The organism is Paracoccus marcusii (genome assembly GCF_028621715.1).
GTDB lineage: Bacteria > Pseudomonadota > Alphaproteobacteria > Rhodobacterales > Rhodobacteraceae > Paracoccus > Paracoccus marcusii.
Window position 1 is genome coordinate 3,004,160 of record NZ_CP117466.1, and the last position, 13,338, is coordinate 3,017,497.

At 69.2% G+C, this 13,338-nt stretch carries 10 protein-coding genes; 5 read left to right on the top strand and 5 right to left on the bottom strand.

Annotation, left to right across the window (positions count from 1 at the left end; genetic code table 11):
• Positions 1–4: 4 nt before the first annotated feature.
• The 5 genes from arsJ to PRL19_RS14880 are packed head-to-tail and all read right to left on the bottom strand — an operon-like array spanning position 5 to position 5,442.
• Positions 5–1,270 carry an organoarsenical effux MFS transporter ArsJ gene (gene arsJ, locus PRL19_RS14860; RefSeq protein WP_273743418.1) on the bottom strand — a complete coding sequence of 422 codons (1,266 nt, stop codon included), beginning with the start codon at positions 1,268–1,270 and terminating at the stop codon, positions 5–7.
• A complete protein-coding gene (locus PRL19_RS14865) occupies positions 1,267–2,277 on the bottom strand; it encodes an ArsJ-associated glyceraldehyde-3-phosphate dehydrogenase (RefSeq protein WP_273743419.1) in 1,011 nt (336 codons plus the stop codon). The genes arsJ and PRL19_RS14865 overlap by 4 nt, the downstream gene beginning before the upstream one ends.
• A gap of 4 nt (positions 2,278–2,281) precedes the next feature.
• On the bottom strand, positions 2,282–3,118 hold the full coding sequence (locus tag PRL19_RS14870) for an arsenate reductase/protein-tyrosine-phosphatase family protein (RefSeq protein ID WP_273743420.1): 837 nt from the start codon (positions 3,116–3,118) through the stop codon (positions 2,282–2,284).
• A 60-nt stretch (positions 3,119–3,178) separates the two neighbouring features.
• Positions 3,179–3,865, bottom strand: a complete 687-nt coding sequence (locus tag PRL19_RS14875) for a response regulator transcription factor (protein WP_127898772.1) — start codon at positions 3,863–3,865, stop codon at positions 3,179–3,181.
• A complete protein-coding gene (locus PRL19_RS14880) occupies positions 3,862–5,442 on the bottom strand; it encodes a sensor histidine kinase (protein ID WP_273743421.1) in 1,581 nt (526 codons plus the stop codon). The genes PRL19_RS14875 and PRL19_RS14880 overlap by 4 nt, the downstream gene beginning before the upstream one ends.
• 216 nt (positions 5,443–5,658) lie before the next feature.
• Here PRL19_RS14880 and PRL19_RS14885 point away from each other — a divergent pair, with 216 nt between their 5' ends.
• Genes PRL19_RS14885 through PRL19_RS14905 form a run of 5 tightly spaced genes read left to right on the top strand, consistent with a single transcriptional unit; the run spans position 5,659 to position 13,325 of the window.
• Positions 5,659–6,912 carry a glycosyltransferase family protein gene (locus PRL19_RS14885; protein ID WP_273743422.1) on the top strand — a complete coding sequence of 418 codons (1,254 nt, stop codon included), beginning with the start codon at positions 5,659–5,661 and terminating at the stop codon, positions 6,910–6,912.
• 27 nt (positions 6,913–6,939) lie between these two features.
• Positions 6,940–8,172, top strand: a complete 1,233-nt coding sequence (locus tag PRL19_RS14890) for a glycosyltransferase family 4 protein (protein WP_273743423.1) — start codon at positions 6,940–6,942, stop codon at positions 8,170–8,172.
• A complete protein-coding gene (locus tag PRL19_RS14895) occupies positions 8,172–9,332 on the top strand; it encodes a glycosyltransferase family 4 protein (RefSeq protein WP_273743424.1) in 1,161 nt (386 codons plus the stop codon). The genes PRL19_RS14890 and PRL19_RS14895 overlap by 1 nt, the downstream gene beginning before the upstream one ends.
• Positions 9,332–11,185, top strand: coding sequence for an ABC transporter ATP-binding protein (locus PRL19_RS14900; protein WP_273743425.1), 1,854 nt, complete (start codon positions 9,332–9,334; stop codon positions 11,183–11,185). The genes PRL19_RS14895 and PRL19_RS14900 overlap by 1 nt, the downstream gene beginning before the upstream one ends.
• The gene (locus PRL19_RS14905; protein WP_273743426.1) at positions 11,169–13,325 is read left to right on the top strand and encodes an aminoglycoside phosphotransferase family protein; all 2,157 of its coding nucleotides are present in this window, start codon (positions 11,169–11,171) and stop codon (positions 13,323–13,325) included. The genes PRL19_RS14900 and PRL19_RS14905 overlap by 17 nt, the downstream gene beginning before the upstream one ends.
• The last annotated feature ends 13 nt before the right edge of the window (positions 13,326–13,338 follow it).

The following is a 13,338-nucleotide window of genomic DNA, read 5'->3' on the forward strand; positions in this document are numbered from 1 at the left end:
GCCTTCAGCGGGTCGGCCCCGCGCTTTCCGGGTTGTCGATCAGCAGGCGGCGTGCCGCCCACCAGCTGGCCGCCGCCATCGCGCCGGCGGTGGCCAGGCACAGCGGCAGCCCGCCGACCTGATAGGACAGGCCCGACAGCAGCGTCCCGATCAGGCGGCCCGCTGCGTTCGCCATGTAGTAGAACCCGACATCCCGCGTGATCCGCTGTGCCTGACCAAAGGCCAGGATCAGGTATGAATGAACGGACGAATTGACCGCAAAGACGAAGCCGAAGACCAGCAGCCCCAGAACCAGCAGCATCGTCAGCCACGGCGCAGGATCGCCCGCGATCACGACCGCCGCCGCCATCACGAAGGGGATGGGCACCAGCCGACCTGCCCACCGGACCGCGTCCCGGGTGATCTGCGCCTCGGGTCGGCCGGCGCCGCCCAGGATGCGCGGGGCGGCGGCCTGAACCGCGCCATAAAGGATGATCCACAGCGCCATGAAACCGCCCACCAGAAAGAAGGCCTCGCGCCGCCCTTCGGCAGTGCCATCGGACAGGACGGCCTGAAAATAGATCGGGATGCCCACCACGAACCACACGTCGCGCGCGCCGAATAGGAACATGCGCGCCAGGGACAGCCGGTTCACGCGGCTGTCCCGCGACCGCCAGCCTGACCATCCTTCGGCCGCCTTCACCCGACCGGGCAAGCCCGCGGGCAGGAACAGGACCACCGCCGCAAGAATCGCAGCCAGCACCGCGGCCATGCCCCAGACCGCCGCCTGGAACCCCGCAAAGGCCAGCAGTGCGGCGCCCAGGAAAAAGCCCAGGCCCTTGACGGCGTTCTTGGACCCGGTCAGCGCAGCCACCCATCGGAACAGCCCGCCATCGGCGGCAGGGACAAGGACCTTGACCGCCGATTTCGACGACATCTTGGACAGATCCTTGGCGACACCCGACGCGCCCTGCACCGCCATCACGAACATCACCGATGCCGTGACGCTCCATGCCGGGTCCAGCTGCGCCAGCGTCGCCAAGGCCGCGATCTGGATGCCCAGGCCCGCGTACAGGGTCGCCGCCAGCCCGAACCGGGCCGCCAGCCAGCCCGCGGCCAGGTTCGTGACGATCCCCGCAGCCTCGTACAGCAGGAACAGCCACGCCAGCTGGATCGGGGAAAAGCCCAGTCCGTTGAAGTGCAGCAGCACCAGCATGCGCAACGCGCCGTCCGACAGCATGAACGCCCAATAGGCCGCCGTCACCGCGGCATAGGCGCGGACCGGGTTCATGCCATCCGCCCCGCGACCATGCGCGCGACATCGACCAGCCGGCAGGCATAGCCCCATTCGTTGTCGTACCAGGCATAGATTTTGACCTGCGTCCCGTTCACGACCATCGTCGATCCCGCGTCGATGATCGCGCTGCGCGGATCGTTGACATAGTCGGTCGACACCAGCGGCCGCGTCTCATAGCCCAGGATGCCGTCCAGCGGTCCCGCCGCGGCGGCGGCGAACAGGGCGTTGACCTCCTCCACGCTTGTCGGACGCTCGACCTCGAACACGCAGTCGGTCAACGAGGCGTTCAGCAGCGGCACCCGGACCGCGTGGCCGTTCAGCCGACCCTTCAGCTCGGGATAGATCAGCGTGATCGCCGTGGCGCTGCCGGTCATCGTGGGAATGAGGTTCATCAGCGCCGAGCGCGCGCGGCGCATGTCCTTGGCCGGTCGGTCGACGATGGTCTGCGTGTTGGTGACGTCATGGATCGTGGTGATCGACCCGTGGCGGATTCCCAAGGCCTCGTGGACGACCTTGACCACCGGGGCCAGGCAGTTCGTCGTGCAGCTGGCCGCCGTCACGATCCGCTGGCTGCCGTCATAGAGGTGATGGTTCACGCCATAGACCAGGTTCAACGCCCCGCCATCCTTGACCGGTGCGCTGACCACGACACGCGCCACGCCGGCATCGAAATAGGGCGCGATCCGGTCCGCGGTCTTGAACACGCCCGTCGCGTCGATCACCAGGTCGACCTCCAGGTCACGCAGCGGCAGGGCGTCGATGGTCCGGTGATGCGTCAGCGGGATGCGGTGGCCATCCAGGACCAACGCTGCGCCGTCTGCCGCGACGGGCTTGGGCCAGCGGCCGTGAACGCTGTCGAATTCCATCAGCAGGGCGTGCTGATCGGCATCGCCCGCCGCGTCGTTCAGCAGGACGATCCGGTCCCCCAGGCCCAGGTCGAACATCCGGCGCAGGGCCAGCTTTCCGATGCGGCCCAGGCCATTCAGTGCGATTCGGGTCATGGGTTCAGTCCTTGGCAAGTTCGCGGGCATCGATCTGATCAACCCGGTTCTGAAGTGAGATTCGGTCCAGGCTGGCCACCGGCAGGGCGGCAAAGGCTTCGATCCGGCGGCGCAGGGCGGCATAGGTCCGGGCAAAGACCAGCGCCCGTTCGGCGTCCGTCCCCTGCGCCTTGACCGGGTCGGGCAGTCCCCAATGCCCGGTGATCGGCTGGCCGGGCCAAGGGGGGCATTCCTCGGACGCGGAGGTGTCGCAGACGGTGAAGACGAAATCCATCCTGGGGGCGTCGGGTGACTGGAACTCGGACAGATGCTTGGACCGCAGGGTGGTCGTGTCGTGGCCGTTGCGGTCCAGCACCTGCAGCGCAAGGGGGTTCGGATGCGTCCCCGCCCGGGTGCCTGCCGAATGGGCGATGAACCGATCGCCGCCCAGATCGCGCAGCAGCGCCTCGGCATAAAGCGATCGGGCGGAATTGCCTGAACAGATGAACAGGACATGGAAACCGGTATGCGTCACGGTCGGCTCCTTGGATTGTGGGATGCTGGTCAGAACGTCCGGGCGCGCGCGGCCAAGGTCCATTGCCAGATAGCCCAGCAGGCGGCCCGTCGCATCGACATCGATCGAATAGAGCAGCGACCGCCCCTGTCGCCGCACGGCGACAAGGCCGCATCCCGTCAGGTCGGACAGGTAGTGCGACAGGGTGTTCGGCTTCAGCCCCAGCGCCTGCGCGATCTCGGTCGGGCGGACGGCGCGGGGGGCAAAACGCATCAGAAGCCGGGCGACGGCAAGGCGCCCGGGATGGCCAAGGGTAGCGAAGGCACTGGCGGCGCGGTCATGTTCCATGATTCCCGAATAATGGAATAATGACCCCGTCGCCAGTGAAGCTTTCATGACAGGACCGCGTCACCGGGCCGACAGCAGATACCCGAAGCCGCGCTGGTTGTGGATCATCCGCTCATCACCGTCCTGATCCAGCTTCTTGCGCAGATAGGCGATATAGACCTCGACGATGTTGGTCTGCGGGTCGAAATTGTATCCCCAGACACCCTTCAGGATGTCCACGCGCGACTGAACCTTGTCGGGACGCTCTGCCAGAAACCGCAGCAGCGAGAACTCGGTCGCGGTCAGGTCCAGGTCGCGATCGCGTCGCGTCGCGGTCTTGGTGTCCAGGTCCAGGCACAGATCGCCGATGACGATGCGGGACGGGCGGTCCTCGCGCGCAGGCGCACGGCGCAGCAGGACCGCGATGCGGGCCAGCAGTTCCTCGAAGGCGAAGGGCTTGGTCATGTAGTCGTCGGCCCCTGCCCCCAGCCCCTCCAACTTCTCGGCCAGCGCGTCCTTGGCGGTCAGCATCAGGATCATCACGTCATGGCCCGCCGCGCGGATCTCCTGGCACAGGTCGGCGCCGTCGCCGTCAGGCAGCATCCGGTCCAGCACCACCAGGTCATAGCCCCCGTCACGCAATCGCTGGTCCAGCCCCGCCGCGCAGTCGGCCAGATCGACGTGATAGCCCTCGGCCGTCAGGCCACCGGCCAGCAGGGCGGCGATCTCGGTGTCGTCCTCGACCACCAGGACACGATCGGGGCTCATGCGACGGCCCTGCGTGCCAACGGCATGGTGATCTCGACCACGGCGCCGCGGCCGGGCGCGCTGTCGATGCGGATGGCGCCGTCATGCTGGTCGACGATCCATTTCGCGATGGACAGCCCAAGGCCCAACCCGCGACCCGACCGCGGCCGCGACGGGCGCGCGCTATAGAAGCGGGTGAAGGCGCTGCCCAGTTCGTCGCCCGTGAAGCCTGGTCCCTGGTCGCGCACGCGGATATGGGCGTGATCCTGTGACTGCGCCAGCTCCAGGCTGACGGTGGTGTCGGCGGGCGCCAGGCGGATCGCGTTGTCCAGCGCGATCAGCACGGCCTGACGCAGGCGGTCGGGGTCACCGCGCACCTCGACCGGTTCGCTGGGCTGGCTGGGACGGATGCGCACGCCGGGGCGCATCGTCATGTTCTGGCCGTCCAGCAGCACGTCACCCACGATGTCCTGCAGCACGACACGCGTGCGGTTGACCATGATCGATCCCGATTCCGACCGCGCCAGGAACAGGAGGTCATCGATCAGCCGCCCGATCTGGTCGGTCTTGCGCACGATCTCGGACAGCACCTGCTGCAGGGTGGCGGCATCGGCGTCGGGGGTGCGGATTGCCATCTCGGCCTGGCCGCGCAGGATCGTCAGCGGCGTGCGCAGCTCGTGGCTGATATCGGCAAAGAAATTCGCGCGGCTGGCATCGACCGACCGCAGCCGATCGTTGCTGGCCACCAGCGCCTCCGACCGTTCGCGCAGTTCGCGGGTACGCTCCTCGACCTGCTGGGACAGCGTGGACTGCGCCTGCAGCAGGCTGTCGCGCTGGTCGCGGATCTGTCCGGTCATCTGGTTGAAGCGGCGCGACAGGTTACCCAGCTCGTCGGGCGACGGATTGTCGATCACATGCGTCAGATCGCCCCGCCCGACCGCCTCGGCCCCCGCGTAGAGCGCCGAGACGGGGCGCAGGATCGCGCGGTTCATCATCACGATGTTCGCGACGCCCAAGACCGCCACGACCACGATCAGCCCGATGGCCAGATCGACGGCGCGTTCCGACAGTCGGGACGAACTGGCCAGCGCCTCGGCAACCTCGGCACGTTCGCGCACGGTCGCCTCCTCGACCAGCTCCAGCAGCACCTGCCCCAGCTGGTGATAGATGCGCGTGTTGAACACCTGCAGCGCCTCCGCGCGCCGGCCCGCCTGCAGGTGATCCTGGATCAGCAGGCGCGACTGGTCGATCTCCTGCACCTTGATCTCCATCTGGGCGACGCGGTCCAGTCCGCCCCAGGTCGCATCGGGCTCTCCGGCCAGCGCATGCTCCTCGCGGATCAGGTCGCGCTGGCGCTGCAGCCCGGACAGCAGCGAATCGCGCGCCTCGCGGATCTCGGCGTCCTGGTCCCCGGCGACGAACAGTTCCGCGATCTGGGCGGACAGCTTGTTGGCGTCGACCGCCACCAGGTTGATGTTGCGCAGCTGCGCATAGGACGTCTGAAGCTGTCGCCGGTCCTCGCGCGTCAGGCCCAGCCCGATGATGATCGCCAGACACACAAGCGTGACCGTGACCAGGCCGGTCAAGTGGCTGAGCATGATTTTCGTGCGGATTCTCATGGCGTTGCGTTCCCGGCCGGTCGCGGCACGGTGCCGCCTGAGACGGCAGACTAGCGCAACTTCGCGGCCGTAAAAACGCCGATGCGCGGCTCTAATGATCTTCTAATTTGCAGCTTTGGATCGCACGCCAATATTTTGGAAGCACGAAGACGCCGCCGTCCAAGCACCTCCGCACCCCCAGATCCCGAGGGCCCGATGACCAAGATGAACCCCGCCGATCCGCTGCATTACGCCGCCGCGCTGCGCCGTCAGCGGACCCGCGCGCCGCGGGTGGTCCTGTATTCGCACGACACTCTGGGCTTTGGTCATCTGCGGCGCAACATGCTGCTGGCGCAGGCGATCCGCGACTGCGGTCACGACCCCGAGGTGCTGCTGGTGGCCGGCATGCGCGAGGCCGGGGCATTTGCCCTGCCCGCGGGCGTCGACTGCCTGACGCTGCCGGCCTATGCCAAAGCCTCCGACGGTACCTATCATGCCCGCGACCTGGGGATCGGGGTCGACGCGCTGTGCGACATCCGCGCGGCGACGATCCGCGCCGCCGTCAAGAACTTTCAGCCCGACCTGATGATCGTCGACAACGTTCCCCGCGGTGCCCAGTACGAACTGGGCCCGACCCTGCGCGCACTGAAACGGTCGGGCCGCACGCGGATCGTCCTGGGGCTGCGCGACATCATCGACCGGCCGTCCGTCATGCGCCAGCAATGGCTACGCCAGCGCAATTTCGAGGCGCTGCAGGATCACTACGACGACATCTGGGTCTATGGCGACCCGGCGTTCTTTCCCACGGCCGACGAATACGGGCTGGGCCCCGAACTGTCCGCCCGCGTGACCTATACCGGCTATCTGGACCAGCGGGCGCGCCTGTCGCCCGATGCGCAGGGGGCCGACCCGCTGCAGGTGACGGGAGGCGATGCGCGCCCGTTCGTTTTGTGCCAGGTGGGCGGCGGGCGCGACGGGGTGGCCCTGTGCACGGCCTTCGCCGCGGCGCCCATGCCCGCGGGCCATCAGGGCATCCTGATCACCGGCACGCAGATGCCGCCCGAGGCACGGGCCCGCGTGGCGGCGCTGGCGCAGGGCCGGACCGACCTGACCGTGGTCGATTTCGTGGCCGAACCGGTGGGGCTGGCCGCGCGCGCGGCGGCGCTTGTGGCGATGTGCGGCTACAACACCGCCTGCGAGATGATGTCGTTCGGCCTGCCGTCGCTGGTGGTCCCGCGGGTCCGGCCGCGCACCGAACAACTGATCCGCGCGCAGCGCATGCAGGATCGCGGCATCGCCGACATGATTCATCCCGATGCGCTGTCGCCCGCCGCCATCGGCGACTGGCTGGGCCGCGCGGTGACCCGGCAGGCCGGACCCCGCGGCGTGGACCTGGACGGGCTGTCGCGCGTCACCGCGATGGCCACGCGGATGCTGGCCCCCCGCAAATCCCTGCGCCGCCTGGCCTGAAAACCCGACACAAGGAACCGTCCTCCCATGTCCGCACCCAAGATCGGCTATGTCCTGAAGCGCTATCCCCGCTATTCCGAGACGTTCATCGTCAACGAGATCCTAGCGCACGAGGCCGCGGGCCAGCCGATCGAGATCTTCTCGCTGCGCCCGGTCGAGGAGACGCACTTTCAGGACAACCTGGGCAAGGTCCGCGCGCCCGTCACCCGACTGACCGAACGGCTGAAGAACCCCGACGCGTTCTGGCGGCTGATGATGCGCGCCCGGGCCGGGCTGCCCGCGGCGTCATGGACCCTGTTGGGCCAGATGAAGAACAGCAGCGGCCAGGATGTCGCGCAGGCGCTGGAGCTGGCGCTGGCCTGCCGCGAACGCGGGGTGGCGCATCTGCACGCACATTTCGGCACCGTTTCCACGACGGTGGCGCGGCTGGCGGCGCAGCTGGCGGGGATCGGCTATACCTTCACGGCGCATGCAAAGGACATCTATTTCGACTACGAGGAGAACATCCGCCTGGACGAGAAGCTGCGCGACGCGGCCCATGTCGTCACCGTGTCGGATTACAATGTCGGCTATCTGGAACAGCGCTTCGGCCAGGACGCGACCAATGTCAGCCGCATCTACAACGGCCTGGACCTGGACCGTTTCGCCCATCAAAACCCCGCACCCGATGCGACCGACATCCTGGCGGTCGGACGCCTGGTCGAAAAGAAGGGGTTCCACATCCTGATCGAGGCCGTGCGCCTGATGCGCGACCAGGGCCGCAGCGTGCGCTGCACAATCGTGGGCGGCGGGGACGAGGCGTCCTATCTGGCGGCCCAGATCGCCGCCGCCGACCTGGGCGATGCGGTCACCCTGGCAGGCCCGCGTCCGCAATCCGAGGTGATCGCGATGATGCGCCAGGCTGCCGTCTTCGCCTGCCCCTGCGTGGTGGGCCACGACGGCAACCGCGACGGCCTGCCCACCGTCCTGCTGGAGGCGATGGCCCTGGGAACGCCCTGCGTCTCGACCGCCGTCACCGGCATCCCGGAACTGGTCCGCGACGGGCAGACCGGGTTCTGCGTCCCGGAAGGCGACCCCCAGGCGCTGGCCACGGCGCTTGCGCGGATGCTGGACGATGCGGACCTGCGGCAGCAGTTCTCGACCGCGGGACGCGCGTTGATCGCGCAGGAATTCGACCAGCACGTCAACGCCGCGCAGCTTCGCGCCATCTGGCACGACGCCATCGCGGGCACCGACCTTCCCCAGCAGAGGTCCGCGTGATGCACGTCGCCTATGTCACCACCGATCCTGGCATTCCGCCCTTCGGCACCAAGGGTGCGTCGATCCATGTGCAATCCGTGCTGCGGGTGCTGCTGGCGATGGGCTACCGGGTGACGCTGTTCTCTCCGTGCCTGACGGTGGCGCCCGCGGCGGAGTTTGCGACGGTGGCGCTGCACCCCCTGCCCGGCGCGCCGCGTGGCGACGACGCGGAAGCGCGTGCCGCTTGGGCGTTGGCGCTGAACGAGACGGTCGCCGCGGCGCTGACGCAGGCGGGGCCGTTCGACCTGGTCTATGAACGCCATGCGCTGTTCGCGCATGGGGCGATGGAATGGGCCAGTCGCGGCAGTGTGCCGTCGGCCCTGGAACTGAACGCCCCCCTGATCGCCGAACAGACCCGTCACCGCCACATGGTCCGCCAGTCGGACGCCCAAGCCAGCGCCCGCCGGGCATTCGGGGCCGCCCGTCTGGTCGCGGCCGTGTCGGCGGCGGCGGCGGATTACGCCCGCGATCTGGGTGCCCTGCCCGACCGGGTGGCGGTCATCCCCAACGGCGTCGATGCGGCACGCTTCGACGGCAGCCCTGCGCCGGACGGGCCGTTCACCGTGGGCTTCGTCGGCACGCTAAAGCCTTGGCACGACACCGCGACCCTGGTCGAGGCCTTTGCCCTGCTGCGACGGGGCCCCGTTCCCGACGCGCGCCTGCTGATCGTGGGTGACGGGCCGCAACGGGCGGCGATCCTGGACCGGTTGGACCAGCTTTCCCTGTCGGATGCGGCTCACCTGACGGGGGCGGTCCAGCCCGACCAGATCCCCGGCTGGCTGGCACGGATGCATGTCGCCACGGCTCCCTATCGGGGCGATCAGCCGTTCTATTTCTCTCCGCTGAAGCTCTATGAATACATGGCTGCGGGGCTGCCCGTGGTGGCCAGCGACGTGGGCGATCTGGCGCAGGTGCTGGACCGGGGCCGACTTGGCGTCACCGTGGTACCGCATGATCCGGACGCCCTAGCTGCGGCGCTTGCGGGTCTGGCCCGCGATCCCGCGGCGGCCACCGCGATGGGCGCACGCGCCCGCGCCGAGGTTCTGGCCCATCACGGGTGGGACCGCATCGTGTCCCGCATCATCGCCCGTGCCGGCGCCGCAGGACAGGAGGCCGCGTGATGTCGCGATCGCGTCCCGAGACGCTGACGGAATCGCTGCCGGGCCTGCGCCGCGTGCTGCATCGGTTTGCCCCCTATCTGCGCCCGCATCGGGCGGTGCTGGCGGGGGCGACCACCGCGCTGGTCAGCGCGACGCTGATGCGGCTGCTGGAACCCTGGCCGCTGAAATTCGTCATCGACCGCGTGGTGCCGTCCGGCACGGCGGGAACAGGCGGATCGGGGGTCGCGGCGGTGGATACGCTGGACCCCATGACGCTTCTGGCGCTGTGCGCGCTTGGCTTGGTGGGCATCATCGGGCTGCGCGCGCTGTTCCAGTACCTGGCGACCATCGGCTTTGCGATCGTCGGCAACCGGGTGCTGACCCAGGTCCGCGGCGACCTGTTCCGGCACCTGCAGGGACTGTCGCTTGGCTTTCACACCCGGTCCAAGGCGGGCGATTTGACCATGCGCCTGATCGGCGACGTGGCCATGCTCAAGGAAACTGCCGTCACTGCCGCCCTGCCGCTGGCCGCGAACGTGCTGGTCCTGCTGGGCATGGTCGCCGTGATGATGGTGCTGGACTGGCAGCTGGCGTTGATCGCGCTGATTCCGCTGCCGGTTCTGTGGTTCGCGTCCATCCGCGCAGGAAAGAAGATCCAGGCCGCCAGCCGCAAGCAGCGCAAGGTCGAGGGCCAGATGGCCGCCACTGCGGCCGAGGCGATGTCCTCCATGCGCACGGTTCAGGCCCTGTCGATCGAGGATCGCGCGGCCGACACCTTCTCCGGCGCGAACGGCACCAGCATGGCGGGCGACGTGCGGGCCAAGCGCATCGCGGCGGGGCTGGAACGGCTGGTCGACCTGCTGGTCGCCTGCGCCATCGCGCTGGTTCTTTATTTCGGCACGTTGCAGGTGCTGCGCGGGCGGCTGACGCCGGGCGACCTGCTGGTCTTCATCACCTATCTCAAGGCGACGTTCCGGCCCATCCGGGGCTATGCCAAATACGCGTCCCGTCTGGCCAAGGCCAGCGCCGCGGGCGAGCGGGTCGTCCAGCTGCTGGACGAGGTGCCCGAGATCCGCGACCGCGCCGATGCCGTGGCCGCCCCCGCCTATGCCGGGCGGATCACATTCGACGGCCTGACCTTCGGCTATGGCGGGGGTCGGCCCACGCTGGACGGGCTGACGCTGGACATTCCGGCGGGCACGAACGTGGCGCTGACCGGGCCGTCCGGGGCGGGCAAGTCCACGCTGGCCGGACTGCTTCTGCGCCTTTACGATCCGTTGGGCGGGCGCATCCTGATCGACGGGCAGGACATCCGCGACGTGACGATGACCAGCCTGCGCCGCCAGATCGGCTTTGTCCCGCAGGAGACCGTCCTGTTCAGCGGTACGTTGGCCGACAACATCGCCTTGGGCGCGGGCCGCGACGTCACCCGGGACGAGATTGAGGCCGCAGCCCGCCTGGCCAACGCACATGACTTCATCGCGGCCCTGCCCGACGGCTATGACGCCCAGGTCGCGGAACGCGGCGCCACCCTGTCGGCGGGCCAGCGCCAGCGAATCGCCATCGCCCGCGCCGCCCTGCGCCGCTGTCCGGTGCTGGTCCTGGACGAGCCCACGACCGGCTTGGACAGCAGCAACGAGGCCACCGTGTCCGAGGCGATCTGGCGCCTGGCCAAGGGCCGCACCAGCCTGCTGATCACCCACGACCTGTCGCAGGCCGCCCGCGCGGACCGCATCATGTTCCTGGAGGCGGGCCGGGTCGCCGAACAGGGCAGCCATGCTGACCTGCTGGCGCGCGGCGGACGCTATGCCCGTCTGTGGGCGCTGCAGGGTCGTGGTCAGGATGGGGGGGCGCTGCATGCTGTCGCCGGCTGATCGCGCGATCTGCGACCGAGATCCGGCGCTGGTCGGTCTGCCCCTGATGCTGGACGCGCAGGCGATGGCGGCGGCCTTGGGGCGTGACGCCTTGCAGCCGGCCTATCTGCGCTACAAACCCGGGGTCAGCTGCGTCGCGTCGTTCCTGTCCGCGGACGGAGAGGCGCTGGCCGCCTATGCCTATGCCCCCGATCGGTATGCCGAGGAAAGCCGCCGGTCCCGTTGGCGCGACAACCTCGATGTCGTGATGCTGCCCGACCGCGGCGTGATCGTCATCCCGGCGCGGCTGGACCGTCATCTGCGCAGCCTTGCGCGGTTCCTGGACCCTGCACGGCGACAGGACGCCCTGCGGCGCGTGACCGGTGTGCAGCCGCATCTGGCCGCGGGCGACCTGACCCTGTTGCGCTACAAGCCGGGGCGACGGCTGGTGGCCCGCCTCGACCTTGACGGTCAGCCGCGAGGGGTTCTGAAGATCATGGCCGGGGCGGGCTTTGACCAGGCGCTTGTCGGCGCGACGGCGGCCATGGCGCATGGGCAGGCCGCCCTGTTGGGGGCCGACAGCGGCTTGCGCGCGATGATGACCGCGTGGGTGCCGGGACGCCCCGTCTGCCCGCAGATGACCGGTCACGCGCCCGACGCGGACACCTGCACGCGGATCGGCGCGGCCCTGGCCGCGCTGCATGCCGATCCGTTCCGACCCGCCGCCGCATGGACCGCCCAGGCCGATGCAAGGTCGGTCCTGACCGCCGCCGCCGATCTTGCGCCGCTGGATGCCGAGCTGAGCGTCCTGGCCCATGACATCGCGGCCGATCTGGCCGACCGGCTGGCCCAGGTCACGTTCGATCCGGTGATGGTGCACGGCGACTTCAGCGCGGATCAGGTGGTGACGGGGGCCGATGGTCCGGTCATCCTGGACTGGGACAACGCCGGCTGCGGCGATCCGGCCCGCGATCTGGGCAGCTTCCTGGCCCGGATCGATGCGCAGGTGGTGGACGGCATCCTGTCGCGCGTCCAGGCCGATGCCATAACGGGCGCGGTCCTGCGCGGCTATGGCGGCGGGCCCGTCACGCTGCCCCTCCACCATGCCCGCGCCCTGATGTTGCTGGTGACCGAGGGGTTTCGTGCCCGCCATCCCGACTGGCCTGCGCGCGCGCGGACCCTCTTGGACCGTGCGGCCCAGGTCATGCGCGGCGCATCCGCGGACTCCGCCATGCCACAGCTGGACGCCGCCCTGAACCCAGACCAAGCGCGGCCCGCGCTGCAGGCGGCGACGGGGCTTGATCTCACGAGCCGCCCCCAGCTCCTCCGCCACAAGCCGGGCCGCAGGGCACTGGTCCGCTATCCGATAGGCGGGGCGACCACGGCCATCCTGGGCAAGCTGCGTGCCAAGGGAACGGACGGCCGCATGCCCGCCATCCACGATGCCCTGCGCGGTGCCGGTCTGGACGGTCGGGCACCGCACGGGGCAGGTGTCCCGCGCGCCCGCGGCATCGTCGACACGATGCGGATGTGGTTGCAGGACGAGGTGCCCGGCCGACCCCTGACCCCGACGGATGTCGCGGCGATGGCGCGAACCGGGATGGCGCTGGCCCACCTGCATGGGGTTCCCCCTGTCACCGACCGCCGCTGGACCCACGCGGACGAGCTGTCGGTCCTGGATCGCGCCCTGACCCAGGCGGTAGAGCTGTTGCCCGCGCGACAGGCGGAACTGCGGCGCATCCTGCACGCCGCCAGGGATCGGATGGGCCGGCTGCGCGACGACCAGCATTGCGGCATCCACCGCGATTTCTATTTCGACCAGGTGCTGATCGCCGATGCGCAGGTCTGGCTGGTCGATCTGGACCTGTACGCGGTGGGTGACCCGGCGGTGGACCTGGGCAATTTCCTGGCGCATCTGGACGAATACGCCCTGCGGACCACAGGCGACGTCGGCGCGCTGAGCGCATCGGCCCGGGCCTTCCTGGACGGCTATGCCGGCATCCGCCCCCTGCCCTGCCCCCGGCGCATCGCAACCATGCGCACGCTGTCGCTGGCCCGCCACATCCGCATCAGCCTTCGTTTCGATGATCGCAGGCACACGACGGACGCGCTGATCGAGCAGTCCCTCAAAGCCTGCGCCACCTGCCACCAGCCAACCTGATTCCCAAGAGAGA

Coding starts and splice junctions, on each gene's coding strand:
- arsJ (WP_273743418.1), bottom strand. CDS start 1,270: ATGAACCCGGTCCGCGCCTATGCCGCGGTGACGGCGGCCTATTGGGCG.
- PRL19_RS14865 (WP_273743419.1), bottom strand. CDS start 2,277: ATGACCCGAATCGCACTGAATGGCCTGGGCCGCATCGGAAAGCTGGCC.
- PRL19_RS14870 (WP_273743420.1), bottom strand. CDS start 3,118: ATGGAACATGACCGCGCCGCCAGTGCCTTCGCTACCCTTGGCCATCCC.
- PRL19_RS14875 (WP_127898772.1), bottom strand. CDS start 3,865: ATGAGCCCCGATCGTGTCCTGGTGGTCGAGGACGACACCGAGATCGCC.
- PRL19_RS14880 (WP_273743421.1), bottom strand. CDS start 5,442: ATGCTCAGCCACTTGACCGGCCTGGTCACGGTCACGCTTGTGTGTCTG.
- PRL19_RS14885 (WP_273743422.1), top strand. CDS start 5,659: ATGACCAAGATGAACCCCGCCGATCCGCTGCATTACGCCGCCGCGCTG.
- PRL19_RS14890 (WP_273743423.1), top strand. CDS start 6,940: ATGTCCGCACCCAAGATCGGCTATGTCCTGAAGCGCTATCCCCGCTAT.
- PRL19_RS14895 (WP_273743424.1), top strand. CDS start 8,172: ATGCACGTCGCCTATGTCACCACCGATCCTGGCATTCCGCCCTTCGGC.
- PRL19_RS14900 (WP_273743425.1), top strand. CDS start 9,332: ATGTCGCGATCGCGTCCCGAGACGCTGACGGAATCGCTGCCGGGCCTG.
- PRL19_RS14905 (WP_273743426.1), top strand. CDS start 11,169: ATGCTGTCGCCGGCTGATCGCGCGATCTGCGACCGAGATCCGGCGCTG.